Source organism: Streptomonospora salina (assembly GCF_014204715.1).
Taxonomy (GTDB): domain Bacteria; phylum Actinomycetota; class Actinomycetes; order Streptosporangiales; family Streptosporangiaceae; genus Streptomonospora; species Streptomonospora salina.
The window spans coordinates 871,612-897,148 of record NZ_JACHLY010000001.1 but is presented as its reverse complement, the minus strand read 5'-3'; the positions used below and the strand labels follow the sequence as shown (position 1 = coordinate 897,148).

22 protein-coding genes and 1 tRNA gene are annotated in these 25,537 nt (G+C 72.8%); 11 read left to right on the top strand and 12 right to left on the bottom strand.

What is annotated here, in order from left to right:
• Positions 1-87: 87 nt before the first annotated feature.
• Positions 88-161: transfer RNA gene (locus tag HNR25_RS04130), tRNA-Ile, on the top strand.
• Positions 162-781: 620 nt separating this feature from the next.
• Here HNR25_RS04130 and idi read toward each other — a convergent pair.
• Positions 782-1,342, bottom strand: a complete 561-nt coding sequence (gene idi / locus HNR25_RS04125; RefSeq protein ID WP_184633397.1) for an isopentenyl-diphosphate Delta-isomerase — start codon at positions 1,340-1,342, stop codon at positions 782-784.
• 494 nt (positions 1,343-1,836) lie between these two features.
• On the opposite strand from idi, the gene HNR25_RS04120 reads away from it, so the two are divergent.
• The gene (locus HNR25_RS04120) at positions 1,837-3,180 is read left to right on the top strand and encodes a pectate lyase family protein (protein ID WP_184633396.1); all 1,344 of its coding nucleotides are present in this window, start codon (positions 1,837-1,839) and stop codon (positions 3,178-3,180) included.
• A gap of 105 nt (positions 3,181-3,285) precedes the next feature.
• Here HNR25_RS04120 and HNR25_RS04115 read toward each other — a convergent pair whose 3' ends face one another.
• Positions 3,286-5,025, bottom strand: a complete 1,740-nt coding sequence (locus tag HNR25_RS04115) for a stealth family protein (protein WP_184633395.1) — start codon at positions 5,023-5,025, stop codon at positions 3,286-3,288.
• A 441-nt stretch (positions 5,026-5,466) separates the two neighbouring features.
• Here HNR25_RS04115 and HNR25_RS04110 point away from each other — a divergent pair, with 441 nt between their 5' ends.
• From HNR25_RS04110 to HNR25_RS04100, 3 genes are all read left to right on the top strand, one after another.
• Positions 5,467-7,014 (top strand): sodium-dependent transporter, encoded by a 1,548-nt coding sequence (locus tag HNR25_RS04110; protein ID WP_184633394.1) that lies wholly within the window; start codon positions 5,467-5,469, stop codon positions 7,012-7,014.
• Entirely contained in the window at positions 7,014-7,121 is a 108-nt protein-coding gene (locus HNR25_RS04105; RefSeq protein WP_184633393.1) for a methionine/alanine import family NSS transporter small subunit, read from the top strand. The genes HNR25_RS04110 and HNR25_RS04105 overlap by 1 nt, the downstream gene beginning before the upstream one ends.
• A 223-nt stretch (positions 7,122-7,344) precedes the next feature.
• Positions 7,345-8,040 (top strand): RDD family protein, encoded by a 696-nt coding sequence (locus HNR25_RS04100; RefSeq protein WP_184633392.1) that lies wholly within the window; start codon positions 7,345-7,347, stop codon positions 8,038-8,040.
• An 84-nt stretch (positions 8,041-8,124) separates the two neighbouring features.
• Here HNR25_RS04100 and HNR25_RS04095 read toward each other — a convergent pair whose 3' ends face one another.
• From HNR25_RS04095 to HNR25_RS04075, 5 genes are all read right to left on the bottom strand, one after another.
• On the bottom strand, positions 8,125-10,740 hold the full coding sequence (locus HNR25_RS04095; RefSeq protein ID WP_184633391.1) for a penicillin acylase family protein: 2,616 nt from the start codon (positions 10,738-10,740) through the stop codon (positions 8,125-8,127).
• Between the two features lie 88 nt (positions 10,741-10,828).
• Positions 10,829-11,626, bottom strand: coding sequence for a nucleotidyltransferase domain-containing protein (locus tag HNR25_RS04090; RefSeq protein WP_184633390.1), 798 nt, complete (start codon positions 11,624-11,626; stop codon positions 10,829-10,831).
• A 161-nt stretch (positions 11,627-11,787) separates the two neighbouring features.
• Complete coding sequence (locus tag HNR25_RS04085; protein WP_184633389.1) at positions 11,788-12,111, bottom strand: hypothetical protein; 324 nt, start codon at positions 12,109-12,111, stop codon at positions 11,788-11,790.
• A 261-nt stretch (positions 12,112-12,372) separates the two neighbouring features.
• Positions 12,373-12,660 (bottom strand): Rdx family protein, encoded by a 288-nt coding sequence (locus HNR25_RS04080; protein ID WP_184633388.1) that lies wholly within the window; start codon positions 12,658-12,660, stop codon positions 12,373-12,375.
• Positions 12,661-12,736: 76 nt separating this feature from the next.
• Positions 12,737-13,720: an LLM class flavin-dependent oxidoreductase gene (locus HNR25_RS04075; RefSeq protein ID WP_184633387.1), complete on the bottom strand. Its 984-nt coding sequence runs from the start codon at positions 13,718-13,720 to the stop codon at positions 12,737-12,739.
• 326 nt (positions 13,721-14,046) lie between these two features.
• On the opposite strand from HNR25_RS04075, the gene HNR25_RS04070 reads away from it, so the two are divergent.
• The 4 genes from HNR25_RS04070 (at position 14,047) to HNR25_RS04055 (ending at position 17,671) form a co-directional block, all read left to right on the top strand.
• A complete protein-coding gene (locus tag HNR25_RS04070; protein WP_184633386.1) occupies positions 14,047-14,640 on the top strand; it encodes a TIGR03086 family metal-binding protein in 594 nt (197 codons plus the stop codon).
• 245 nt (positions 14,641-14,885) lie between these two features.
• Positions 14,886-16,205 carry a multidrug effflux MFS transporter gene (locus tag HNR25_RS04065; RefSeq protein ID WP_221457432.1) on the top strand — a complete coding sequence of 440 codons (1,320 nt, stop codon included), beginning with the start codon at positions 14,886-14,888 and terminating at the stop codon, positions 16,203-16,205.
• Positions 16,206-16,388: 183 nt separating this feature from the next.
• Positions 16,389-17,039, top strand: a complete 651-nt coding sequence (locus HNR25_RS04060) for a TetR/AcrR family transcriptional regulator (RefSeq protein WP_184633385.1) — start codon at positions 16,389-16,391, stop codon at positions 17,037-17,039.
• Between the two features lie 155 nt (positions 17,040-17,194).
• Positions 17,195-17,671 carry an SRPBCC domain-containing protein gene (locus HNR25_RS04055; RefSeq protein ID WP_184633384.1) on the top strand — a complete coding sequence of 159 codons (477 nt, stop codon included), beginning with the start codon at positions 17,195-17,197 and terminating at the stop codon, positions 17,669-17,671.
• A 29-nt stretch (positions 17,672-17,700) separates the two neighbouring features.
• Here the strand turns inward: HNR25_RS04055 and HNR25_RS04050 are convergent, their stop codons facing one another.
• The 4 genes from HNR25_RS04050 to sigJ all read right to left on the bottom strand — a co-directional run bounded on the left by HNR25_RS04050 (position 17,701) and on the right by sigJ (position 21,402).
• A complete protein-coding gene (locus HNR25_RS04050; RefSeq protein ID WP_312862349.1) occupies positions 17,701-18,960 on the bottom strand; it encodes a folylpolyglutamate synthase family protein in 1,260 nt (419 codons plus the stop codon).
• 41 nt (positions 18,961-19,001) lie between these two features.
• The gene (locus tag HNR25_RS04045; protein ID WP_184633383.1) at positions 19,002-19,670 is read right to left on the bottom strand and encodes a class I SAM-dependent methyltransferase; all 669 of its coding nucleotides are present in this window, start codon (positions 19,668-19,670) and stop codon (positions 19,002-19,004) included.
• 197 nt (positions 19,671-19,867) lie between these two features.
• On the bottom strand, positions 19,868-20,326 hold the full coding sequence (locus HNR25_RS04040) for a carboxymuconolactone decarboxylase family protein (protein WP_184633382.1): 459 nt from the start codon (positions 20,324-20,326) through the stop codon (positions 19,868-19,870).
• Entirely contained in the window at positions 20,323-21,402 is a 1,080-nt protein-coding gene (sigJ, locus tag HNR25_RS04035) for an RNA polymerase sigma factor SigJ (RefSeq protein ID WP_184633381.1), read from the bottom strand. The genes HNR25_RS04040 and sigJ overlap by 4 nt, the downstream gene beginning before the upstream one ends.
• A 247-nt stretch (positions 21,403-21,649) precedes the next feature.
• Here sigJ and HNR25_RS04030 point away from each other — a divergent pair, with 247 nt between their 5' ends.
• Positions 21,650-22,381, top strand: a complete 732-nt coding sequence (locus HNR25_RS04030) for a sugar isomerase domain-containing protein (RefSeq protein ID WP_184633380.1) — start codon at positions 21,650-21,652, stop codon at positions 22,379-22,381.
• Between the two features lie 219 nt (positions 22,382-22,600).
• Complete coding sequence (locus HNR25_RS04025; protein WP_184633379.1) at positions 22,601-23,458, top strand: SAM-dependent methyltransferase; 858 nt, start codon at positions 22,601-22,603, stop codon at positions 23,456-23,458.
• Between the two features lie 463 nt (positions 23,459-23,921).
• Here the strand turns inward: HNR25_RS04025 and gnd are convergent, their stop codons facing one another.
• On the bottom strand, positions 23,922-25,364 hold the full coding sequence (gene gnd / locus HNR25_RS04020) for an NADP-dependent phosphogluconate dehydrogenase (RefSeq protein WP_184633378.1): 1,443 nt from the start codon (positions 25,362-25,364) through the stop codon (positions 23,922-23,924).
• Positions 25,365-25,537 lie beyond the last annotated feature (173 nt).

Here is a 25,537-nt window from a genome sequence, read left to right as displayed (position 1 = left end):
GACGCGGGGTGCTGTTAAGATAACGGCGTTCCCGACCGATCACCCCGGCCGGGCAGCCATCGGCGGGACGCATTCCCGCCCCGTGGCGGGGCGGTAGCTCAGCTGGTTAGAGCAGAGGACTCATAATCCTTGGGTCGCGGGTTCGAGCCCCGCCCGCCCTACTTCTCGTGAGTATGAAAAGGCGCCGCTGACCTGCGGAAGGAAGGGCAGCGGCGCTGTGGCGCGTGTCGGCCGGTTGCGACGGGAACCGGCGAACCGGCTTCGTGCGGTGAATCGCGGCGAATACGGGATGCGGTTCTCCGCGGCCGGCCGGCTCTCGAAGCGGTGCTCCGGGCTGCGCACCGGCACATGCGGAATGCGTGTCGGCTCCGGTGCCGGGTTCGGCGGATCCGCCCGGGGGTGCGTCGCAGGGGGAGGGAAACCCCGGCGGGGCGGCGTGCGCGTCCGCGTATCCCGAAACCGAAACTCGGCGTTCACGTCGAACCAGTGGATCATGCGGCATTCGGAACAGACGTAGCAGGTGGCGTCCCTGTTCATCCAGTCCATGCCGAATGCGGTCATGCCCGTGGTGTTGAGCTTCCATTCGTGGGCCTCGAAGCGGTCGTGGCCGCAGGCGGTGCACGCGAGGTAGGCTCCGGTGCGCAGCACGACGCGCAGGATTTCGAACTCCTGCAATCGTTCCTCCCGACGGAGTGCGGACGGGTCCCGAAACCGCGGACGGCGCACCGTTCCGGGCCGGGCGGCCACCGTACTCCCGCCGGGCCGGGCGGATCGCGGCCGGTCAGTCCCCGGCGAGCAGGGGGATCTGGCGGGCCGCCCACGGACTGATCGTCCACGGGGCGAGCCGGGCCACGGCTGCGAAGTCCGCCCAGTCCACCCATTGCCATTCCACGACTTCGGCGGGGTCGGGACGCGGGGCGGTGTCGCGCGTGGCGGCGCGGTAGACCGGGCAGAATTCGTTCTCCACGATTCCCGACGGGTCTGTGGCCCGGTAGGAGAACTCCGGCAATACAGCGGCGACGTCCTGGACGGCGATCCCCAGTTCCTGGCGGGCCCGCCGGTGCAGAGCCTGCTCCATCGGCTCGTCGGGGCCGGGATGTCCGCAGAAGGAATTGGTCCACACACCGGGCCAGGCGGCCTTGTCCAGGGCGCGGCGGGTAACGAGCAGCCGGCCGTCGGGATCGAAGACGTAGCAGGAGAACGCGAGGTGCAGCGGTGTGCGCTGCCCGTGCACCAGCCGCTTGTCGGCGGTGCCGGTGGGGCGGCGGGCGCTGTCGAGCAGCACCACGCGTTCCCGGGTCGGCGGGTCGGCGCCTTCCGCGGAGCCTGTTGTGCCCGGCACGCGCGCCCTCCCCGTCCTCGAAGATCATTCTCCGGGAACGTACCACCGGACCGTGCGCGGCGTCGGGCGTTTCCATCGGAAGCTGCGGGCGGTGGGCGGATCCGTGCGGGTGCGCCGGCGCACCCGCACGGATCCGCAGGATCACCGGTCTTTTCACGATCGGATTCCGCAGTCGCAGGTCAGAATGCCGGGGCGCGGCACGGTCGTCGAATTCGCATCGAACGGCTTTCCGGTGATTGACAGCTCCCCGGTGAGGTGCGTAACATTTTTACTATATGGAAAGCGCTTTCCATATATGGTGCGCAACGGAACGCGGGGATCGGTCGCAGAGCTTCTGGTGTGCCCGGTCCGGTGTTCGCTTATCCGCTGCGCATTCGCCGCCCGCGGGTTTCCGTGTGTCCGCGGGCGGGAGTGGCCGTCGCCGCGATTCCCCCAGGCGGGCCGATGAGCGGCCCGCCATCGCGGCGACGGCGAACCGAGGAGGTAATCGCGAAATGCCGCATCCCCCAACGCGCGACGGAGGGCCCCGGGCGTTCCGTCGCGGACTGGCCGCGGGCTGCGCCCTGGCTCTGGGCTCGGCGGTGCTCGCCACCGCCGCTCCCGCCGGCGCAGCCGCAGGCTGCGAAGTCGACTACAGCGTGAGCGAATGGAACTCCGGTTTCGTCGCCGATGTGCAGATCACCAATCTCGGAGATTCCGTCGACGGCTGGACGCTGGAATGGGAGTTCTCCGACGACCAGCAGGTCACCGGGGCGTGGAGCGCCGAGGTCGACCAGTCCGGCTCCGCCGTCACCGCTGAGAACGTCTCCTACAACGCCGGTATCGACTCCGGTGGCACCGTCTCGTTCGGCTTCCAGGCCACCCGGTCCGGCCAGAACGGCCTACCGGAGGCCTTCAGCCTCAACGGCACCGTCTGCGACGGCAGTACCGGCGGCGACGACGGCGGTGACGACGACGGCGACGACGGTGACGGCGGCGGCTCGCAACCGCCCGGCGAACTCGAAGGGTGGGCGACGGAGAACGGCGGTACGACCGGCGGCGCCGACGGCGACACCGTCACCGTCGCCACCGCCGACGAACTCGTCGAACAGATGCAGCGCACCGAACCGCTGACCGTGCGGATCGACGGCAGCATCACCCTGTCCGGCATGACCGACGTCGCCTCCGACACCACCCTTCTCGGCGCCCCCGGCGCCGAAATCACCGGCGGCGGCCTCGACATCGACGACGCCCACAACGTCGTCGTCCGCAACATCGCCTTCGCCGACTGGGACGACGACGCCATCAACCTCCAAGACGGATCCACCAACGTCTGGATCGACCACAACAGCTTCACCGGCGGCGACGACGGCGCCGTCGACATCAAGCGCGAATCCGACTTCGTCACCGTCTCCTGGAACCACGTCTACGACCACGACAAGTCGATGCTGCTGGGCCACTCCGACGACCACACCGCCGACGACGGCCACCTGCGTGTGAGCTACCACCACAACTTCTTCGACGGCTCCGACACCCGCCACCCCCGCGTACGCTTCGGCGAAACCGTCCACGTCTACAACAACTACTACCGCGACAACGCCGAATACGGCGTCGCCTCCACCATGGACGCCGGCGTCCTGGTCGAGAACAACTACTTCGACAACGTCGACACCCCCACCGAGGTGGGCTACGGCTCCTCCGACGACGGCCGCCTGGAAGCCGCCGGCAACGTCTACGACGACTCGGGCGAACCCGAAACCGCCGGCAGCGTCGCCGACGTGCCCTACGACTACAGCCCCGACGACGCCGGCGACATCCCCGGCATCGTCACCGACGGCGCCGGACCCGGAAACCTCTGACGTCCGACCGGGCTCCGGGCCGCTCCCCGGGTTCCGGAGCCCGTCCCCGCGGGGACCCGCCGACCGGCGGGTCCCCGCTTTCGCGCCGTGCCGGGCGGCCGCGCGTCACCCCTTCTCGAACGGAGACGCGAAGGGAAAGTAGGACTCCAGGAACCCGGTCACCTGGGCCGAGACCTCGTCCTGGCGCTCGGGCGGAGTGTCGACGTCGTTGAGGCAGAAGAAGTCGAAGTCGCGGTCGGCAGCCAGTCGGCGCATGCGCTCGTCGGCGTCGTCGGCGGCGATGTCGATGTAGCGCAGCGGGTATTCGCCGGGAACCGCCCGGCCGGTGAAAAGCGCGTGGTGGTGGTGCAGGCTGCCGGCCACAGCGAGGTCGGCGGGATCCCGGAAGCGCGAGCGGGCGGTCTGCTCCATCCACGCGGGGAACATCGCTTCGAGTTCGCTGAATACGCCGCGGATCTGGGGATGGGGCACGTGCTTGAACTTGTGGGTGATGGACCGGCCGTGGACCTGCTCCATGAGTGTCCGCACGTTCTTGCCCGCGGAGTTGGGCGCCGGCTCGTCGACGCGCGGTCGGCCCGTACCGATCTGGAAGCCGGAGAAGGGCACCTTGGCGATCCCGTTGCCGTGGAAGAACCGGTCGGCTGTCAGCGGCTTCCCGACGAAGACGTCGTCGTTGAAGTAGACGTAGCGTTCGCTCAGACCGTCGATGTTGTGCAGTTGTGAGGCGATGGCGTGGGAGTTGAAAACGGGCAGGGCATCCGGGTACCGGAAGACGTCGCGGTGGTCCACGACGGTGATCCCGGGCGCGGCGGGATCCAGCCACCACGGCACCTGCCCGTCGGTGACGATGTAGACGTTGCGGACGAACGGCGCGTACGCCGCCAGTGAGCGCAGAGAGTAGCGGAGCTCGTCGCGGCTGGTGTAGCGGGAGGCGCCCGCGTGCCGCGCCGGGCCGGGGGCCTCACCGCGGTAACGGCGCCGCTTCTCGGCCAGCACGGGGTCGTCGCCGTCCACCCAGGTGTACACCACGTCGATCGGGAAGTCGATCTCGTCGGCACCGGGGCGCGCGAACGCCGGAACCGTGGGGTATTCGCGGTCGTCGACGCTGCGGGTGGCGGGTGTGCGCTCGCTCGTCGGCAGGACGTCGGCCACCCGGTTGCGGCGCGGGGCGACGAGGGAGTCTGCAAGCACCTCGGGCGGGACCTGAACCCGCAGCGCGGCCACCCGCTGCGGGTCTTCCGCGGCCGCGTCCTCCCCGCTGCGCCAGAACTCCACGTCGCAGCCGTGCTCCAGCCCTGCCAAGAGCTGGTTCTCGGGGCCCATCAGGTACTCGCCGAAGCGGATGGTCCGCCCGTGCTTGATCCGGTCCGGCAGGGCGCCGTCGGCGTACAGCGCCGGGGCGCCGTTCAGCTCGCCGCCCGTGGCGGGCTTGGCCGCATAGAGCGGACCGCCCCGGTAGGCGTCCCGTAGCCGGGTGAGGAACTCTTTCTTGTCGCGGTGGTCCATGCCCACGACGTAGCGCGTGGGCGCCCGGCCCGGCACGAGGAAGTAGTCGATCCCCGCGGCTTCGGCGACCTCGGCGATCCGTCGCAGGCTCGCGGCGGAGGCTGCGGCGGAGCTGAAGGACTCGACGCGCCGGCCGATGCGCTCGTCACCGGCGAGGGTGAACCGCACCAGGTCGGGCCGGCCGTCGACGAGGGCGGCGCGACGCTGGGCGACGCGCTCCCGGCGGCGCTGCTCCTGCGCCTGCGCCCGTGCGGCCTCGCGTTCCGCGGCGCGTCGGGCACGTGTGGCAGGAGGAAGCAGGCGCACGCCGACGCGCTTCAGGCGGGCGGGAACGGTCATGGAACGGCTCTCCACTGGATCGGAGGACAGCTGTGCGGGACCGCTTCCAGCCGCCGCTACACGGCGATGCACCGGGCAAAGCGGATACCGCGTAGCAGCATAACCGCTTAACGCGCATAAGGGCCGAAGGGCAGCTTCCGACGCGGACGCGCCCCTGCGGAACCGCCGATGTGCCGCCGGTCCCACGGGGGCGGCGAGTCGCCGGCCCACCGGGATCGGCTCCCACGGTCCGGGCGGCCGCGGCCTCCGCGTGCACCGCACCGCGCGCGGGACAACACGCCGCGACACCGAGGTGTTCGGCCGACGGGGTCGGCCGGTTCAAGCTGGTAGTCGGGTTGAGCTATAGGGTGGCGCAGCGCCGGCCATACCCGACTCCCTCCACAAGAGCGGCGGCCGAATGGTCGGCCTGTCGAAACCCGGCCAGAAAGGTAGGCACTAGCGATGTCACAACAGAACCGCGAGCAATGGGGGACCCGTGCCGGGTTCCTGCTCGCGGCGATCGGTTCGGCCGTGGGCCTGGGGAACATCTGGCGGTTCCCCTACGTCGCCTACGACAACGGCGGCGGCGCGTTCCTCGTTCCGTACCTCGTCGCGCTGCTGACCGCCGGCATCCCCCTGCTCATCCTCGAGTACGCGGTCGGACACCGCTACCGCGCTTCGCCGCCCGCGGCATTCCGCAGGCTGGCGCGCCCGGCCGAGTCGCTGGGCTGGTGGCAAGTCGGCATCTGCTTCGTGATCGCGGTCTACTACGCCGTCATCGTCGCCTGGGCCGTGCGCTACGCCGGGTTCTCCGTGACTCAAGCGTGGGGCGGCGACACCGAAAGCTTCCTGTACGGCGACTTCCTGAACGTCGCCGACGCGCCCGGCGCCATCGGGAGCTACAACGCCGGGATCCTCATCCCGTTGGTGATCATCTGGATCGTGGTGCTGGTGGTGCTCGCGCTGGGCGTCCGCCGCGGCATCGAGTGGGCCAACCGCATCTTCATCCCGCTGCTGGCCGTGCTGTTTTTGATCCTGGTGGTCCAGGCGCTGTTCCTGGACGGCGCCGAGATCGGCCTGAACGCGTTCTTCACGCCCGACTGGTCGGCTATCACCGACGGCAGCGTGTGGGTGGCCGCCTACGGACAGATCTTCTTCACGCTGTCGGTGGGCTTCGGCATCATGATCACCTACGCGTCCTACCTGCGGCGCAAGTCCGATCTGCCCGGTTCGGCGCTGGTCGCGGGCTTCGCCAACAGCTCGTTCGAGCTGCTGGCGGGCATCGGCGTCTTCGCGACACTGGGATTCATGGCCACTGCGGCCGGTGTGCCCATCGGCGAAGTCGCCACGTCCGGCCTGGGCCTGGCCTTCGTCGTCTTCCCGCAGATCATCAACTCCATCCCGGTCGCGCCGGCGCTGTTCGGCCTGCTGTTCTTCGTGTCGCTGGTGGTCGCCGGTCTGACCTCGCTGATCAGTATCGTCGAGGTGGTCATCTCCTCGGTGCGCGATCGCACCGGCATGCGCCGCCTGCCCGCGGTGCTGACCGTCGGCGGGTTCACCGCCGTCGTGTCCATCGCGGTGTTCCCCACCGACCAGGGCCTGTACCTGCTGGACGCGGTGGACCACTTCATCAACCAGTACGGCATCGCGCTCGCGGCGCTGGTGATCGTCGTGGTGCTCTCGTGGCTGCTGCGCCGCCTGCCGGCGCTGCGCCGGCACCTGGACACCTACTCCTCGGTCCCGCTGCGCGTGTGGTGGGCGGTCACGCTGGGCGTGATCACCCCCATCGTGCTGGGCTGGATGATGTGGGACAGCCTGAGCGCCGAGCTCGCGGAGAACTACGAGGGCTACCCGACCTGGTTCCTCAGCTCCGCGGGATGGGGCGTGGCGATCGGTGTCATCGTCGTCGCCGTGCTCATCGCACTCATCCCGTGGAAGCGCCGCGCGGGCGACGACGACGACAGCAACGCCACCGTCGCCGCGGCCGACGACAGCGGAAGGGGGCAGTGATGTCCACCGGAGCCATCGCGATGCTGGTCATCTCGGCCGTGATCGTGTGGGGCGGCCTCGCCGCAGCCATCCTGAACATGCGCCGCAATCCCGAAGAGCGGGACTGATCGGATACCCCGACCGGATTCCCGTTCCGTAGCCAGGGCCCGCCGCTCCGGCGCCCCACCGGGCGTGCCGGGGCGGCGGGCCCCGTTCGGGCGGCGCCGGACCGGACGGCGATCGTGTGGAAGAATCCGGCAGAGCCGGATCGCCCTTCCGCCCGCGTCCGCGGCACCGGGGGCTCCGCTCCTGCGCCCCTGCCCCGCCAGCTCCGACGAGGAACCGCCCCCCATGAGCCACATGTACGGTCCGCCGCCCCCGTACGGCCCCGGCGGGCCCGCGTCCGGCCCCGGTCCGCCCCCGGGGGCCGGGTACCCGCCGCCGAACGAGCCGTACGCGGTCCCCTACCCCTACGGCCCCGCCCCGTTCCCGCCTCCGGCGTCCTACGGCGCCCGCGTGGTGGCCTACCTCATCGACGGCTTCATCGGGGCGGTCATCTTCCTCGGCCTGTTCTACGGAGCCATGGGGGCGGGCTTCTGGCTCTTCACCCCCGAAGACGGCGGCGCGGGGGAGGTGGCGGTGATCGTCACCATGCTGGTGATGTTCGTGGTCGCGACCGCAGCCTCCTTCAGCTACGTCTGGATCCCGCACGCCCGCAGCGGCAGGACACTGGGCAAGCGCGCCGCCGGCATCAAGCTGATCCTGATCAAGACCGGCGAGCCGCCCGGCCTGGGATTGTCGGCGGGCCGGCAGCTGGTCGCCCTGCTGCTGGCGTCGGTGAGCTGCATCGGCCCCATGCTGGACCTGCTGTGGCCGCTCTGGGACGAGCCCTACCGGCAGGCCGTGCACGACAAGGCGGTGGGGACCCGCGTGGTCCGGGTGCCCGAAGGCGAAGCCGCCCCCTACGCGGCCCCGTACCCCGGCGGCACGGGCCCGGCCTGGCCGGGAACGGGCGGTGCCCCCTCGGGAACAGGCGGCTGGTACTGAGCCGCCGAGGACCGCCGATCTTGTAGCTACGGTCACCGGAAACCGGTTTCACGCACCGTAGCTACAAGATCGGCGGCGGTGGGGCTACTCCGGCCGCAGGGTGAGGACGTCCTCGGCGTGCTCCTCGACCGCGGCGCGGGTGAACGGCATGGGCAGCGTCTCGCCGCGTGCCCACAGCGGTGTCTGGTTCCCGTTGTCGGGGTGGAAGGCGTGCCCGGAGGCGCCGGTGAGGTCGATCCAGCGGGCGGCGTCGAGGTCGGCCATGTCGATCGTCATCCGCATCGACGGCACCGTCGTCACCGCATAGCCCTCGGTGTGCTCCCAGCCCGTCGCGTTGACGGTGCTGTCTCCTCCGGAGGTCTCCACCGTGGGGCCGTTGAACAGCCACTCCACCGGGCCGATCCCCGACTCCCCCAGGGAGGGGTGGGTGGCGGTGAACGTGTGCAGCTCGCCCCAGCGCCACTCGGCCGGGTCCTCGCCCAGGCGCCGGCCCAGCTCGTCGGCGGCCCGGTTCATGGCCGCGCTGAGTACGGCGTCGCGCCCGTCGGCGGCGTCGCCGTCCCACCAGGGGGAGCCGGGATCGTCGAGCAGGCGGTCCACGACCAGCCAGGAGCGTGAGCCCGCGTCGGGGGAGTGGTCGGGGCCGAGTTCGTCGAACGTCAGATCCAGCAGATGGCTCCACGTGGCGTTGTAGAAGGCGGCCGCCGCGGAGTCGGCGCCCTGCTGGAAGTCCCAGTCGGCCAGGAGCTCCTGCGCCTGCGCCGCGGTGCCCTCGGCGTCGGCCCGCAGCAGGTGCGGTACCACGGCGCGGGCGCCGCTGTTCTCGTCGTCCAACTGGATGTCGGCCATGTCGGCGGCGGTCAGGTCTCCGTCGCCGACCGCCCCGGCCAGCAGGGTCTCGATGCGCTGCGACCGGTAGCCGTAGGCCCAGTCGCCGGTGAGCATGTGCTCGTAGTCGGAGCCGACCGCGGCCTGGTTGGCGGTGACGATGTAGCCCCGGTCGGGGTTGCGTACCACGGGCAGGGCGTCGAAGTCGACGAAGCCGTGCCAGTCGTAGTCGGAGTCCCAGCCGGGAGCGGGCCAGCGGCCGTCGCCCGTGCCGCGCACGGGGACGGTGCCCGGCGCCTGGTAGCCGATGTCGCCCTCGGTGTCGGCGTAGACGAGGTTCTGCGCCGGCACCTCGAAGGAGCGGGCGGCGTCGCGGAACGACGCGAAGTCGTCTGCGGCGTTCATTCCGAAGATGGAGTCGGCCGTGGTGCCGGGTTCCAGCGCGGTCCAGCTCAGGGACACGCCGTAGCCGCCGCCGGTCGGTTCGGCGGCCCGGTCCGCGGGTTCGCCGTCGGCATCGACCGGCGGTCCGGCGCCGATCTCCCGCAGGTCCAGGGCCGCTTCGGCGTCGGACAGCAGCGGCCCGTGGCGGGTGGAGCGCACGGTGAAGACCAGGTCGTCGCCGCCGGCCACCTTCACCGTCTCCTCGCGGGTGTCCATCGGCTCGGGCTCGCCGTCGACCATCGCCGCGCCGTCGTCGATGCGCTCCAGGTACAGGTCGGCCACGTCGGGGCCGAGGTTGGTGAAGCCCCAGGCGATATCGGCGTTGTGGCCGATGACGATGCCGGGCAGCCCGGCGAAGGAGAACCCGGTGACGTCGAAGGGGCACTGGTCGGTGACGTCGGTGCAGTGCAGCCCGGTCTGGTGCCACACCGACGGCAGCTGTGCGCCCAGGTGCGGGTCGTTGGCCAGCAGAGGCAGTCCCGATGCGGTGTGCTCGCCGGAGACCACCCACGAGTTGGACCCCAGCCCGGCCGATTCGGGGCCCAGCATCGGCGGGATCGCGTCCAGGCCGGCGCCGACCCCGGCCAGCACCCCGGCGGCCTCCTGCGGCGGCAGCGTCGCGTCGCCGCCCTCGCCGCCCTCGCCGCCCTCGCCGCCGGCGGCCGCAGCGGACGCGCCGCCCTCGCCCGCATCGGCGCGGAACCGCCCGTCGGCGACCGATCCGCCGTCGACGATGGGCCGGTGATCCCGCTCGGGGTACGCGGGGTACAGCTCCTCGATGCGCTCGCGGCCGATCCCCGACGCCAGCAGCGCGGCACGTTCGGTTTCGTGCTGCATGTTGCCGCGCAGGTCCCATGCCATGGCCTTGAGCCAGGCCAGACTGTCGACCGCGGTCCACGGCTCGACTTCGTGGTCGGGGGCCAGCGCCGCCAGCACGGTGAACTCCAGGCCCCGCTCGCCGCCGTCGCGCCGGTCGAGGTAGGCGTTGACACCCTCGGCGTAGGAGTCGAGGTAGGCGCGGGTGTCGGGCCGCAGCAGTTCGTATTCGCGCTCGGCGACGCGCCGCCAGCCCATGGTGCGCAGGTAGACGTCGGTCTCGGCCTGTTCTTCGCCGAAGACCTCGGCCAGCCGCCCGGCGGTGGTCAGCCGGTTGAAGTGCATCTGCCAGAAGCGGTCCTGGGCGTGGACGAAACCCTGGGCCCGGAACAGGTCCGCTGCGGTGTCGGCGTAGATCTGGGGGATGCCGCGGGCGTCGCGGTAGACGGACGCCTCGCCTTCCAGAGCGGGCAGTGTGATTTCGCCGCCGGTGTCGGGGAAGGCGCGCTGCACCGCCCAGACGCCGGCGCCCGCGGCGGCGACCGCCAGGCCCGCCGCTACGGACAGTGCGATCAGCGACCACCGCCTGAAACGCGTTCTCGTCTCCGTCATGTGCCGACTCTAAGCACGCGCGGGGTGCGCCGCGGGCTGCGGGGCCCGGAACGCGGGCCCGTCGACCACCGCGACGGACCCGTCCGGATCAGCCGTCGGCGGCGGGTACCGCCCCCTGCGCGGCCCAGTGCCGGCGGTAGGCCTCGACCAGCCAGGTGTCGGCCCACTCCCGCTGCGGCTCTTCCGGCAGGTCACCGGTGCACAGCAGGCGGGTCAGCCGGTCCTCCAGCTCGGCCGCCGCCTCCAGCGCCTCGTCGCGGGAGTGCTCGCCCCGGCGGAGCTCGCGCAGCCAGGTCGCCCGGGGTTCGGGCATCGGCAGCGTCAGGCGGCCCGTCTCCATCAGTTCGACGCCCTGCACGCCCAGGCGCACCATGTGGTAGGCGAACTTGGTGTCGAACCCGTGTTCTTCCACCAGTTCGGGTCGATTGGTGTGGCGGCCGCCGCGCCGGCCCAGCAGGCTGTCGCGCTGGGCGCACAGGAAGCCGAGGAAGCGGTGGCCCACCCGGCGGGAGAGGACCCGGTCGGCGGACGCGCGCAGCTCGCGTCCCAGGCCGTCGATCCGCACGAGCTCGTCGTCGGGGACGAACAGGGGCAGCAGGACCGTGGGGTTGCCGTCCAGCGCCAGGCGCATCCACTTGCGCAGCGAGTACACCGTCAGGTCGAGATCGCCCGGGCCCGACCGCACGCCCTCGGGCCGGGTGCGGTAGACGTACTGCTCGAAGGAGCTCAGCCCGATCACGTATTCCGGCGGCTCCACGCAGACGCCCATCTCGTCGCGGTCCTCCTGGTCGTCGACGGTGATGCCGTGGACGCCCGACCCCACCCGGCAGCGCAGGACGGTGCCGTGCTCGGCGATGCGGGCGGACGCGGCGCTGGAGTGCTTCATCGCGGAGGGCCCCGTTGCGGTCGGCGGCGTGGGGGAGCGGTCGGCGCCCGGGTGCGGACCGGAGCGGGCGCCGGGGCCCAGCTTGCCCGGACCGCCGGGCGCCTGGCCACCCCTTTCTCCGCATTTCGGGGGGAGTGGTCCGATCGGTCGGACCGTCCGGGTCAGTCCTCGGCTCCGGAACCGTCGCGGTCGCGCCCCGCTCGGGGGCTGCGGGTGGCTACACGCCAGGACGCCACAGCGTAGACGGCCATGGTCAGTACGGACCCCGCCAGGCCCCACGCCGCGAAGACGCCGAGCGGTCCCGCGCTTCCGCAGTCGTACTGGGCCGGGTAGCTGGCGAAGGCGCGTGTGCAGCCCAGCGGCAGCAGTTCCAGGGTGAAGTAGCTGAGCAAGCCGCCCGCTCCGAGCGCGGTGGCCCCCACCAGCCAGGCCATGCAGAGGAGTATCAGCGCAGCGAAGAGCCGTCGGGCCGTGCTTCGGATCATGGTGCCCCTCGGGTCGGACCGTCGCCTCCCCGGCACGGCCCGGCGATGGAACCGTGTGAGGATCCGGATCGAGCGTTATCAGGGGATATGAGTAGATCGCGGACTCGGACGTGCGCTGCCGCGATTGAAACACACCGCACGATCCACGGCACGCCCGGCGGCGCCGCGACGCGCGGGGGCGGGCGCACACGCGTCGCGGCGTGCGGAGAAGGCGGGCACCGGCCCGAGCAGGGCCGGTGCACCGTGCGGACCGTCGGCGCGCTATCGCGCTCCCTTCTCCGAGTGGCCCAGACTGCGGTGCGGCGCGATCCGGTCGCGTACCAGCCGCTTGAGGTCGGCGAGTTCGGGGAAGCCTTTGCTTTCGGCTCGCGAGTACAGCAGCTCGCCGTCGAGCCGGATCGTGAAGACCCCGCCCGTGCCCGGCACGAGCGCTACCTCGCCCAGTTCGTCGGAGAAGGTCGTCAGCAGTTCCTGGGCGGTCCACGCGCTGCGCAGCAGCCAGCGGCACTGCGTGCAGTACTCGATCTCCAGGCGCGGTGTCGTCGTCATGGCGACCATGGTGCCAACCCGGGCGCCGGTGCTCGCATGCGCCGGGACGCCCGGGGCCGCACCGGCGCCGCCGGGGTCAGGGCATACCGGTCTCCGCGGCGACCAGGTCGAGGGTGCGCAGCCGGCCCTCGAGTGAGCCCGCCTGCGGCACCAGGATCAGCTCGTCGGCGTCGGCGTGCCCGGCGAACCACTCCAAGTAGGCCGCGACCTCGCCCGGGTCGCCCACCGCCGAGTACTTCGCCATCTGCATCACCTGCCGCCCGGCGGGCGACTCCAGCGCAGCCTCGGCCTCCTCGGCGGAGAGGGTGCGGCCGCGCCCCAGCAGCTGCTGGGCCATGCGCCGCTTGGACCGGTGCGACTCCTCGGCGGCCTGCTCGGAGGTCTCGGCGGCGGTGGCGTTGACCCCGGCGATGACGTAGGGCTCGGCGAGTCGGTCGGAGGGGGTGAACTCCCGGCGGTAGGCCGCAACCGCCTCCTCCAGCGTCGACGGCGCGAAGTGCGAGGCGAAGGAGTAGGGCAGGCCGAGCGTCGCCGCGAGCTTGGCGCCGAACAGCGACGAACCCAGGATGTAGATCGGCACGTCGGTGCCCTTGCCGGGGACGGCGTCGACGCCGGAGATGCGCGACTCGCCGGTCAGATACCCCTGCAGCTCCAGCACGTCCTGGGGGAAGGTATCGGCGGAGGAGCCGTCGCGGCGCAGCGCGCGCATGGTGTTCTGGTCGGTTCCGGGGGCGCGGCCCACGCCGAGGTCGATGCGGTCGGGATGCAGCGTGGCCAGCGTGCCGAACTGCTCGGCGATGGGCAGCGGCGCGTGGTTGGGAAGCATCACACCGCCCGACCCCAACCGGATGCGTTCGGTGTTGGCGGCGATGTGGGCGATCAGCACGCTCGTGGCCGAAGAGGCGATGGTGGCCATGTTGTGGTGCTCGGCGTACCAGATCCGCCGATAGCCCAGCTCTTCGGCGCGTGTGGCCAGGGTGAGGCTGGCGTCGAAGCTGTCGCGGGGCGTCATGCCCTCGGAGATGTGCGCCAGGTCGAGCAGGGAGAGCGGGACGGACACGGGCGGCGGCCTTTCATCGCGGCGTCGGGGCACCCGGCGGCATGCGCCGGGCCGAGGCGACCGGTCGCCTCGTTTCATTCCAGTCGAACAGTGGAGGGCGGACTGTTGTTCCGCAGGGCGGCCCGAACACCCGACCGGGTGTCGGTCGCATGGACGTGTCCCCGCCGGCGCCTAGCATGCGGGCGTGGTGCCGCCGAGCCCGGCCGCACCCGAACGGGCCCCGCACCGCGGTGCGCGGCGCGGGCGGCACCAGGACGACGACGGCAGCCGGCGCAGAGCCGGAAGGACAGCGACGGCGGCGCGCATGCGCCGCGGGAGGAGACGCGATGAGCACCATTCCCGACCTGGAACCCGTGGCGAACCGGATGAGGGAGGCGGCCCAGGGCGTACGGGACGGTGAACTCGGCGCGCCCACCCCCTGCGAGCGGATGTCCGTGGGCGACCTGCTCGACCACGTGCTCGTGCTGTGCGAGGCGTTCCGCCGCGCCGCGGACAAGACCTCCACCACGGCCGAGACCCCGCCCGAGCCTTCCGTCGAGAACCTCCCCGACGACTGGCGCGCCGAGCTCGACCGGCGCCTGGACGCCCTCGTCGCGGCTTGGCGCGATCCGGCCGCCTGGCAGGGCGCGACCGCCGTCGGCGGCATCGGGCTCGGCGGCGAGGCCGCCGGCGTGGTCGCGCTCAACGAACTGCTGCTGCACGGCTGGGACTTGGCGCGGGCCACCGATCAGGCCTACATCGGCGACCCGGCGAGCGTGGAGGCCAGCTACGCCTTCGTCTCCGAGATCCCCGCCGACGACACCCACGCGCGCAAGGGGATGTTCGGCCCGGTCGTGCAGGTGCCCGACGACGCCCCGCTGCTGGACAAGGTCCTGGGGCTCAGCGGCCGCCACCCCGACTGGACCCCGCCGCTGCCCTGACCGGCGGTGCGTCCGCCGCGGCGTGCGGACCGGTGCGGGGCCGCACGCCGCGAGGGCGGGAACACAACGCGTTCCCGCGGTCACACAGCGATGCTGTTGCGGGGGTCACACCGCGATCGGCGATGAGCCGGGAACAGCGCGCCGGTCGAAGGTGCTGAAGCTCAGGCATTCGCCGGAAGACCGAGCCGGTCGCCGGCGGATCGCTTGCTTGCGGCCCGGTTCCGGGCGAACCGCAATGCGGCACGGTGATCGACCTACGGGAAGGCCGGAACGAGACAGTGGCGGTATCCGACTCCTCCTCCACCCAGACCGACGGCGGCGCAGGGCAGGCACCCGCGGCGTCGCCTCCGGAGCCGACCGGCTGGCAGCGGGTGCGGGTGATCCTCGTCTTGGGCGCACTCGTCGCGCTCGCCCCTTTGACCATCGACATGTACCTGCCCGCGCTGCCCGAGATCGGCGACGACCTCGGGGCCTCGTCCTCGGCCGTGCAGCTGACCCTCACCGGCACTCTCCTGGGCCTCGGCTTGGGGCAGCTGCTCATCGGTCCGCTCGCCGACAGCGTGGGCCGGCGGATCCCGCTCATCACGGGAACCGTGCTGCACATCTGCGCTTCGCTGCTGTGCCTCGTGGCGCCCGACATCGCTGTGCTGGGCGTGCTGCGCGTCGTGCAGGGCGTGGGTGCGGCCGCGACGATGGTCGTGGCCCTGGCCGTGGTGCGCGACCTGTTCAGCGGCCGCGCCGCGGCGACGACGCTTTCGCGGCTCATGCTGGTCATGGGCGCGGCGCCGGTCCTCGCTCCGAGCCTGGGCAGCGCCGTGCTGATCGCCGGCTCGTGGCGGTGGGTGTTCGGCGCCCTGGCCGTCCTCGGTGTGGTGCTGCTGGTCGTGGGCGTGCTGGCGCTGCGCGAGACCCTGCCGCCCGAGCGCCGGCGCGCCGGCGAGGTGCTGCCGGTGCTGCGTACCTACGGGTCGCTGCTGACCGACCGCGACTTCGTGGTGATGGTGCTGGTGGCCTCGCTGGCCATGTCGGCGCTGTTCTCCTACGTCTCGGGAGCGTCGTTCGTCCTGCAGGAGCAGTACGGGCTCGATCAGCAGGAGTTCGGGTTCGTCTTCGGCGCCGGCGCGATCGCGGTCATCGGCGCCTCCCAGCTCAACGTGGTGGCGCTCAATCACCTCAGCGCCCGCCGGATCGTGCTGTATGCGCTGATCGGCGCCGCGGCCGCCGGTGTGGTGCTGATGGCCGTGGCCTTCACCGGAGCCGGCGGCCTCGTCGGCTTCATGGTCCCGCTGTGGTGCATGCTGCTCGCGGTCGGGTTCGTGATGCCCAACGCCCCCGCGCTGGCGCTGTCGCGGCACGGCGAGGCGGCCGGGACCGCGGCGGCTCTGCTGGGCGCCGGCCAGTTCGGCCTGGGTGCGCTCATCGCGCCTCTGGTGGGTGTGCTCGGCAACGACGGGCCGGCCATGGCCACGATCATGACCGGCGGTTCCGTCGTCGCGCTGGTGCTGCTGTCGGTGCTGATGGCGGGGGCGCGCCGTGCGGAGCGTGCGGCGGCCGCAGGTACCTGATCCGGGAACGGCCGCCGCACTGCGGCGGTGGGTGCCCGGGGCCGGTGCGGAAACAGGGGCCCGTGCCGGCAGGACGGCCGGGCGGCGGTGTCCGACGGGGCGCCGCCGCCCGGCCTTTGTGTGTTCACCGCCGCGCGACCCGATCAGGAACGGAATGTTTCGTTCCATTGATAGGTTGGAACCGTGCCGAACCCGACTGAGGCGGCCGGCCGCTCCGGGCGCCGCGCCCAGGCGGCGCGCAACGACTCCGCGATCGTCGACGCCGCCCGCGCCGTGTTCCTCGACGACCCCAAGGCCCCCGTCTCCGCGGTCGCCTCGCGCGCGGGAGTGGGTATCAGCGCCCTCTACCGCCGCTACGGCGGCAAGGAGGACCTGCTGCGCCAGATCTGCCACGACGGGCTGCGCCGCTATCTCGCCCAGGCCCAGCAGGCGCTGGCGGCCGACGACGGCTGGCAGGCCTTCATCTCGTTCCTGCGCCGGCTCGTCGACGCCGACCTGCACTCGCTGACCGTGCACCTGGCCGGCTCGTTCGCCCCGACCCCCGAGATGGCCGCCGACGCGGCCCGCGCCTCCGAGCTCGCGGCGCTGGTGACCCGGCGCGCACACGAGTCGGGGCGGCTGCGCGCAGACGTCGCCGCGTCCGACATCGTACTGATCCTGGAGGGGTGCGCGGCCGTGCGCTATCCCGACGCCGAGCGCGCCCGCCTGCTGCGCCGGCGCTACCTGGAGTTGCAGCTGGCCGGTCTGGACACCGCCGGTCCCGCAACCGGCTCCGCGACCGGTCTGCCCGGTCCGCCCGCGAGCGAGGAGGAGATCGGACGCCGCTGGCGGTAGCCGGTGCCGGCCCGGCGGCCTCGAACGACCGCGCACCCCGGCTGCGCGGCGCCGTGGCCGCGGCACCGCCGCGTGCACCCGCGCTCGGCGGGGAAACTGGAGGCACACAGCCGGACAGCGGCGCCGCAGCGGCGAGCACAAGGAGAGGCCAGGCCATGACCGACACCACCGAGATCATCGTCGAACCCGGTCGGCAGGACATCGTCGTCTCCCGCGTCTTCGACGCTTCGCGCGAGGAGGTCTTCGCCGCACTGACCGACCCCAGGCTGGTCGCGCAGTGGTGGGGCGCCGGCGGCCCCGGCGAACTGGAGATCGCGGAGTTCGAGGCCCGCCGCGGCGGCACCTACCGCCACATCAACCGCGACGAGACCGGCGCCGAGTACGTGTTCAGCGGCGTCTTCCACGACGTCGAACCGCCCCAGCGGGTGGTGCAGACCTGCGAGTTCGAAGCCATGCCCGGCCACATCGCCCTGGAGAGCGCCTCTCTGGAGGAGACCGACAGCGGCGGGACCGCCTACATGTCCCTGTCGGTGTACCCCTCGGTCGAGGCCCGCGACGCCATCGTCGCCGCCGGCATGGAACAGGGCGTGCGCGCGGGCCTGCAGAAGCTGGCCGAACTCGTGGAGTCCTGAGCCCCGGAACCCGCCCGGCCCGCGCAAGCTCAGGGGGCGAACAGCGACTCGGTGTCGGCGCCGATCGCCTCCAGGACCAGACCGGTGAAGTACACGGTGCCCAGAACCAGGACGCGCCGGCCCAGCCCGCCCACCAGGTCGGCGGTGACCTCGTCGGCGCGCACTCGCCCCCATTCTTCGGGCAGCGCGGCCGAGAACGACAGGTGGGCGTCCTCCAGCGCGGCCGCGGTGACCTTCTGCCCGCGCAGCTCGGCGACCGCGCCCGCCACGTCCTTGTGGTCGGGCAGGCACACCAGCACGTGGTCGGTGCCGCCCCACCGCCGCCGCGCGTGCTCCAGCGCGGCGGCCACGCCCGTGCGGTCCACGGCCGAGTCGACGACGAGCTCGGTGCCGGAGCCGGGCAGGACGTGGTGGGAGAGCCGGCCGGGCAGCCGCAGGCCGTCCAGGACCGTGTGCAGGCGGTGCGGTTCCGGGGCGGCCCGTGCCGTGGCGGCGAGCAGGCGCAGGGCGGCCGCGTAGCCGAGCTCGGCCGCGGGCCGCCCGAGCCCCTCGGGCAGTAGGCCGTCGGGCAGGTCGTCCGCCTCCGTCTCGGGCCGTTCCGGGTGCACCCGCCCACCGGTCCGTGCGGCCAGCGCCGCGTGGACGGCTTCCTCGACCGCGGACTCCAGCGGCCCGTGCACGAACGCGCGCGTGTCCGGGCCCGCGACCCCGGTCTTCTCCGCGGCGATCTCTTCGACGGTGTCGCCGAGCACCCCCAGGTGCTCGCCGAAGACCGTCGTCAGCGCGACCACGGTCGGATCGAACAGGCGCAGCTCGTCGCCGGCGCCGCCCATGCCCGCCTCCAGGACGAGCAGGTCCGCTCCGCGTTCGCGTGCGTAGAGAGCCCCCGCGGCCAGGAACAGCCCGCTGGGGGAGAGGTAGCCGGTGTCCGGCGGCGGCAGGCGCCCGACCGCCTCCTCCAGCTCGGCCGCCAGGCGGGCGAGGTCCTCCTCGGTCGCGGCGGCGCCGTCGAGCCGGATGCGGTCGCGCGCACCGCGCACGCCCGGGCTGGTCACCGTCACGACGCGGGCGCCGGCCGCCGCCAGTGTCGCCGAGGCGTAGGTGGCGCAGGTGCCCTTGCCCTTCGAGCCGACCACCCCGAGCACGGGCGTGTCCGGAGTCGGCAGGCCCGACTCGGCCAGCAGGGCGGCGGCGCGCTCCACGTCGCGGCGCGCGCCCGCCCGGCGCCGCCGCCACTCGGCGAAGAACACGTCCGGCGCCTGTTCGGCGGGTCCGGCCACATCGACCACGTCCTTCCTGCGCCGTGCTGACCTGCCCCGGCAGCGGCGGCCTACTCGGGTTTCCGGGCGCTCACGCGTTCGACGGCACCGCCCTTGAAGCGTTCGCCGGCCTCGACGGTGAAGCCCTGCTCGCGCACCTGCTCCAGCGGGCGGCGCAGGTAGTGCTCGCCGCTGTCGGGCTGGGTGCGGTCGGTGATCCACTGCAGGCCGTGCAGGATCCAGCGTAGCGGTGCCGCGGTCGGGCGCACGTGGTCGAGCAGCAGCAGGCGCCCGCCCGGCCGCAGGACCCGGCGCATTTCGGCGACCGACGTGCCGACGTCGGGCACCGAGCACAGGGAGAGCGTGGCCACGACCGCATCGAAGTGGGCGTCGGGGAAGGGCAGGTGCTCGGCGTCGGCTTCGCGCAGCGCGGCCACGTTCTCCATGCCGCGGGCGCGCCGCCGGGCGACGTCGAGCATGTCCGGGCTCAGGTCGATCCCGGTCAGCTCCACGTCGTCGCCGTAGAGGCCGAGGTTGCGGCCGGTGCCGATGGCGACCTCCAGGGTCCGCCCGCGGGCCCGCCGGCACACCCAGGAGCGGCCGTCGCCGACGAACAGGCGCTCCACGCGGTCCATGGCCCGGTCGTAGGAGGGGGCCTGACCGTTCCAGTGGGTGCGCGTCGCATCGAGGACGGGATCGGAGCCGGCGGGTCGGTGGTCGGGCCGTTCGTTTCGGGTCATGTCCGGGTCCGTTCCGGTGGACGACGGGCGGCGGTCGCCGGGCCGAGCCGCGGCGGGCCGCCTTCGTGTAGGACAACGCCCTGCCGGTCCGGCGCGTTCCGCACAGTCGGCAGACCGCGGTGGCCGGATTCGGACCGGGGGTGTTCCCCGGGAGCGGCCGCGGCCCCGCCCCGTGCGGGGACCGCGGCCGGGGCCCGTCAGGCCGGGGTGTGCGAGCCCGGGACCATGCGGGTCGCCACGGCGATGCGGTTCCAGGCGTTGATGGTCGCCACGGCCACGACCAGAGCGGCCAGCGCCGGCTCGTCGTAGTGGCGCGCCGCCTCCTGCCACACGGCGTCGGGCACGGACTCTCCGGGATCGGCCAGGCGGGTGGCGTCCTCGGCCAGGGCCAGCGCCGCCCGCTCGGCACCGGTGAACAGCGGCGACTCGCGCCAGACCGCCACCGCGAACAGGCGCTCGTCGCTTTCGCCCGCCTTCTGCGCGTCCTTGCTGTGCATGTCCACGCAGAAGGCGCAGCCGTTGATCTGGCTCACGCGCAGCTTGACCAGTTCGAGGGTGGAGTGCGGAAGCGGGCTCTGCGCCAGGAACCGCTCCAGGCCCCTCATGGCCTCGTAGGCGGCGGGTGCCTGCTCGAAGGCGTTCATGCGTGCGGTCATGGATTCTCCTCTGTGTCTTGAGGGGTGTTGTCGCTCGGGATCGGTGTGTTCGCGAAGGTGCGATCGGTCGGCACCCGGGGTGCGGAGGGGCCGGCGGCGCCTGCGCGGTCCGCTTCGGCGCCCCCGCCCGCCCATTTCAGCTTCTGCGGGTTCATCACGGCGTGGATTCGGCCGATCCGGCCGCCGGAGACCGCGAAGGCGACGACCTGTTCGGTGCGTCCGCCGCAGATGCCGACGAGTCCCGGACGCCCGTTGACCTCGGCCGGGCGCAGCGCCCGGTGCGCGCCGAACCGGGACGCGGCCCCCAGCAGGAACCGCGCCACCTTCCGGGACCCCCGGATGGGCCGGCGCGCGCTGCGCACGATCCCGCCGCCGTCGGACCGCAGCACGACGTCGGGGTCCAGCAGCGCGACCAGGCCGTCGAGGTCGCCGCCCTGCACGGCCGCCCGGAACGCGTCGACGATCCTGCGGTGCTCGCCGTCGTCGACGTCGAACCGCGGCGCCTGCGCCTGGACGTGCTTGCGGGCGCGTGCGGCGAGCTGGCGGCAGGCCGCCGGAGTGCGCCCCACGGCCCGGCCCACCTCGTCGAAGGCCAGGCCGAACACGTCGTGCAGGACGAAGGAGGTGCGCTCGGCTGGCGAGAGCGACTCCAGAACGACCAGCATCGCCATACTCATGGACTCGTCCAGAGTGACGCGGTCGGCCGGGTCGCCGCCCCCGTGGCCGGCGGCCGCGGGACCGCCGACCGCAAGCGGGTGCCCCACCACGGGCTCGGGCAGCCACTCGCCGACGTACTCCTCCCTGCGCCGGCGTGCCGAACGCAGGGTGTCCAGGGCCAGCCGGGAGACGGTGGTCACCAGCCAGGCGGCGGTGTCGCGGATCTCGTCGTGCTCGCCGCGGCTCCGGGTCCGGTCCAGCCGCAGCCAGGCTTCCTGGACCGTGTCCTCGGCCTCCTCCATGCTGCCCAGCAGCGAGTAGGCGACCGAGAGCAGGCGCGGCCGCAGTGCGCGGAATTCGGCGGCGTCGGTTTCGCTGTCCACACCGTTCCGACGGGACGGCGGGCGCTGGTGTGACATCGGCCCGGTGGCTCCTTCGGTGCAGCGGGCGGCCGGAGCACGCGGGGCTCCCCGCCGGCCCTTCTCGACATTCCCCAGGGGGCTTTCCCGCGTTGCGTTGACGCGGGGATCGCCGACGGGCGAAGCTGGTATAGACCGGACCGTACCGCCGATGGTGCCGGCCGCCGCCGGAACCGCGCCGGCGGTGCGCCGCGTCCGGCCGCGCATCCCGCGAGGGGCGCGCCACCACACCCAGTGAAAGGATTCCATGACCCAGGAAGCGGACTTCGGTGAGCTGATGCGCGAACAGCTCGCGCAGGTCCAGGAGCGCAACACCGCAGCGCTGGCCGAGGTCGCCGACGTGCTGATGGAGCGGGTGGTCGCGGGCGGCGGGGTCGTCCTCGCCGCGGGCGCCGGCCACTCGTTCAACGCCGTGACCGAGGCCTTCCACCGCGCCGGCGGGCTGGCCACCGTCAAACCGCTGCACGATTCCCGGCTGCAGCTGGTCAACGGCGCCTCCTCCAGCACCGCCGCCGAGCGCACGCCGGGGCTGGCCGCCGACGTGCTGGACCGAGCCAAGCCCGACCCCGGCGACGTGCTGTTCGTCTTCTCCACGTCGGGTGTCAACTTCTACCCGGTCGAAATGGCGCGCGAGGCCGCCGACCGTCGCATCCCCGTCGTCGCCGTCACTTCCCGCGAGTGCAACGCCGCCGCACCCCCGCGCGCCGGCAGCACCCTCAGCGAGGAAGCCGACCACGTCCTCGACACCTGCGTGCGCCCCGGTGACGTCGCCTACCCGCCCGGCACCCCGCACACCGGTGCGATGTCCAGCCTGGCCAACACCTTCCTGTGGAACCTGCTGCTGGCCGAGTTGGACGCGCGGGCCGCGGCGAGCGGCCGCGATCTGCCGCTGTGGCGCTCCTCCAACATGTCCGGCGGCGACGAGGCCAACGCCGGACTGCTGGAGCGGTACCGGCCGCGGATCCCCGAACTGGGCTGAGCGGCGCACCGGCCGCGCCCGAGTACCGGCCCCGCCGCTTCCCACTCGCGGGAGCGGCGGGGCCGGACGCACGGCCAGGAGCAATTGCACTGGTGAGGTTTGCAAGGCGCCGCCCGCGCGCGTGCGTTGCTGCTAGAAATGGACACGGCGGTGGTGCCCCCTCGACCGCCACGCACCGCCGCGTACGTGCGACCCTCCACCCTCCCCAGGGGTATTGCGATGAACAGTCCAGGCGACGATCACACCCGCCCACGGCCCGACAGCGCCGCTTCCCCCGGTGCCGGCCTGATACCCGACGTCGACACCACGGTCGCCCACACCGGCCGCGTGTGGAACTACTGGCTCGGCGGCACTGACAATTTCGCCGCCGACCGCGAGCTCGGCGACCGCATCCGCGAGTTCCTGCCGACGGTCGTCGAACTCGCCCGCGCCGACCGCGCTTTCCTCGGCCGCGCCGTCACCCGACTGGCGCGCGACGCCGGCATCCGCCAGTTCCTCGACGTCGGCAGCGGCCTGCCCACCGCCGACAACACCCACGAAGTGGCACAGGCGGCAGCACCCGAATCGCGCATCGTCTACGTCGACAACGACCCGCTGATCCACGCCCACGCCCGCTCCCTGCTGGTGGGCAGCCCCGAGGGCGCCACCGACTACGTCCACGCCGACATGCGCGACGGCGACGCCGTCCTGCACGCCGCCGCCCGCACCCTGGACCTGAGCCGGCCGGTCGCACTCACCATGCTGGGAGTCGTCGAGCACATCCCCGACTCCGACGACCCCTACGCGGTCGTGGGCCGCCTGGTCGAAGCGCTGCCCTCCGGCAGCTACCTGGTGCTGGCCCACGACACCAACGTCGTGCACGGCGACGTCTCCGACGCGGCGGTGCGCCAGTGGAACGAGAGCGCCACCCCCGCGATCACCCTGCGCAGCCCGGAACTGATCTCCCGGTTCTTCACCGGACTGGAGATCCTGGAGCCCGGCATCGTCTCGACCTCGCGCTGGCGCCCCGACGCCCGGCCCGACGGCGCCGAACCACCTGAGGTCGACGCGTTCTGCGCCGTGGGGCGCAAGCCCTGACACGCCCCGGTACTACAGCCGCACTGTGCGGTGTGAGCGGGGTCGATGACGCGCTCGGGCAGAGCCACTGCCGCATCGGGCGACGTCGGCCCGGTTCAGCGAGTGCCCGCCCGGGGCCGAGGCCGGGGCTGTGCCCGGACACCGGGCGGGTGTGCCCGTCGTGTCCGCTGTGTCGGGTTCGCTGAAAACGAGCGCGGGGTTTCAACCGTTCTCCGGCACTGTGCCGGTAAAAACCTCGCGCCCGGTGCGGACCCCGGGGCACCAATCGGGCCTTCGCGGCCGCGTAGTCGCGATCGCCCGGCATACTGCGCCGGCCACGGCCGCGTCGGCGGTGCTGCACGGCGCCCTGGCCGCGGCCGCGGTGGCCGCGGCGGGGCTGGTGCTGGGCACGCGGCGGATGCGGCGCGGCACGTAGGGCGCGGACGAGGCGCCCTCGGCCCCGGCCGCCTGCGCGGGATGGCGCTCAGTCGGCGCGCTCCTCGCCGCGGTCGGCGCCCCAGCGGGTGTGGAACACGCCTTCGCGGTCGGAGCGGCGGTAGGTGTGGGCTCCGAAGAAGTCCCGCTGAGCCTGGGTGAGGGCGGCCGGGAGCCGTCCCGCGCGCAGGGTGTCGTAGTACGACAGCGCCGCAGCGAACCCCGGTACGGGGACCCCGTGGTGGGTGGCCGTGGCCACCGCGGACCGCCAGTCGCCCTGGGCCCGGCCCAGCTCCTGCGCGAACCCCGCGTCGGCCAGGAGCGTGGTCAGGCCCGGGTCGGCCGCGTAGGCGGCGCGGACGCGGTCCAGGAACGCCGCCCGGATGATGCAGCCGCCCCGCCAGATGGCGGCGATCGCGCCCAGGTCGAGGTCCCACCCGTACTCGCGGGCGCCGGCGGTCAGCATGTGCCACCCCTGGGCGTAGGAGGCCAGCTTGGAGGCGTAGAGCGCCTGCTCGACCTGGTCGGCGAAGCGTTTCGCGGCGTCGCCGTCCAGCGCCTCGGCGTGCGGGCCGGGCAGGCCCGCCGAGGCGGCGCGCAGCTCGCCGTGGCCGGAGAGGGAGCGGGCGAACACGGCTTCGGCGATGCCCGGGACCGGTACGCCCAGTTCCAGAGCCGTCTGCACCGTCCAGCGGCCGGTGCCCTTCTGCTCGGCGCGGTCGGCCACCACGTCCACGAACGGTGCGCCGGTCTCGGCGTCGGTGTGCGTCAGCACCTCCGCGGAGATCTCCATCAGGTAGGAGTCCAGCCGCCCCCGGTTCCAGGCGGCGAACACGTCGGCGATCTGTGCGGGCGTGTAGCCGGCCACGTCGCGCAGCAGGTGGAAGGCCTCGCCGATGAGCTGCATGTCGGCGTACTCGATGCCGTTGTGCACCATCTTCACGAAGTGGCCGGCGCCGTCGGTGCCCACGTGGGCGGTGCAGGGGGAGCCGTCGGCGGCCTCGGCGGCGATCCCCTCCAGTGTCGGCGCCAGCGCGGCGTAGGCCTCGGCCGAGCCGCCGGGCATGATGCTGGGGCCGTGCAGCGCCCCTTCCTCGCCGCCGGAGATGCCCGCACCGACGAAGCGGATGCCGCGCTCGCGCAGTTGGCGCTCGCGGCGGCGGGTGTCGGCGAAGTGGGCGTTGCCGCCGTCGACGATGATGTCGCCTTCCTCCAGCAGGGGGGCGACCTCGGCGATGACGGCGTCGGTCGCCTCGCCCGCTTTGACCATGGTGATCAGGCGCCGCGGCCGCTTCAGCGAGGCCACCAGTTCCTGCGGCGACTCGGCGGGCACGAAGGCGCCCTCGTCGCCGAAGTCGGCGACCAGGGCCCGGGTCTTGGCGGGAGTGCGGTTGTGGACGGCGACGGTGTTTCCGCTGCGGGCCAGGTTACGGGCGAGGTTGCGCCCCATCACGGCCAGGCCGGTGACGCCGACGTCGGCTGGTGTGCTCATGCTGCTCCCCGGTCGAAGTCTGCCCCGGTCGCCGGTGCGCGAAGGCCGGGGCGCGGGCTGCGTCCACCGTAGGCGCTGCCCGCACGCGGGCGCGGGATGCGCCCGCGCGGCGGCGCGCTGCGGCTCGTCGGGGAATGCGACGGTGTCTGCGCCGGTGCGGGGCGGGCGGGCGG

Coding starts and splice junctions, on each gene's coding strand:
- HNR25_RS04120 (WP_184633396.1), top strand. CDS start 1,837: ATGCCGCATCCCCCAACGCGCGACGGAGGGCCCCGGGCGTTCCGTCGC.
- HNR25_RS04115 (WP_184633395.1), bottom strand. CDS start 5,025: ATGACCGTTCCCGCCCGCCTGAAGCGCGTCGGCGTGCGCCTGCTTCCT.
- HNR25_RS04110 (WP_184633394.1), top strand. CDS start 5,467: ATGTCACAACAGAACCGCGAGCAATGGGGGACCCGTGCCGGGTTCCTG.
- HNR25_RS04105 (WP_184633393.1), top strand. CDS start 7,014: ATGTCCACCGGAGCCATCGCGATGCTGGTCATCTCGGCCGTGATCGTG.
- HNR25_RS04100 (WP_184633392.1), top strand. CDS start 7,345: ATGAGCCACATGTACGGTCCGCCGCCCCCGTACGGCCCCGGCGGGCCC.
- HNR25_RS04095 (WP_184633391.1), bottom strand. CDS start 10,740: ATGACGGAGACGAGAACGCGTTTCAGGCGGTGGTCGCTGATCGCACTG.
- HNR25_RS04090 (WP_184633390.1), bottom strand. CDS start 11,626: ATGAAGCACTCCAGCGCCGCGTCCGCCCGCATCGCCGAGCACGGCACC.
- HNR25_RS04085 (WP_184633389.1), bottom strand. CDS start 12,111: ATGATCCGAAGCACGGCCCGACGGCTCTTCGCTGCGCTGATACTCCTC.
- HNR25_RS04080 (WP_184633388.1), bottom strand. CDS start 12,660: ATGACGACGACACCGCGCCTGGAGATCGAGTACTGCACGCAGTGCCGC.
- HNR25_RS04070 (WP_184633386.1), top strand. CDS start 14,047: ATGAGCACCATTCCCGACCTGGAACCCGTGGCGAACCGGATGAGGGAG.
- HNR25_RS04055 (WP_184633384.1), top strand. CDS start 17,195: ATGACCGACACCACCGAGATCATCGTCGAACCCGGTCGGCAGGACATC.
- HNR25_RS04045 (WP_184633383.1), bottom strand. CDS start 19,670: ATGACCCGAAACGAACGGCCCGACCACCGACCCGCCGGCTCCGATCCC.
- HNR25_RS04040 (WP_184633382.1), bottom strand. CDS start 20,326: ATGACCGCACGCATGAACGCCTTCGAGCAGGCACCCGCCGCCTACGAG.
- sigJ (WP_184633381.1), bottom strand. CDS start 21,402: ATGTCACACCAGCGCCCGCCGTCCCGTCGGAACGGTGTGGACAGCGAA.
- HNR25_RS04030 (WP_184633380.1), top strand. CDS start 21,650: ATGACCCAGGAAGCGGACTTCGGTGAGCTGATGCGCGAACAGCTCGCG.
- HNR25_RS04025 (WP_184633379.1), top strand. CDS start 22,601: ATGAACAGTCCAGGCGACGATCACACCCGCCCACGGCCCGACAGCGCC.
- gnd (WP_184633378.1), bottom strand. CDS start 25,364: ATGAGCACACCAGCCGACGTCGGCGTCACCGGCCTGGCCGTGATGGGG.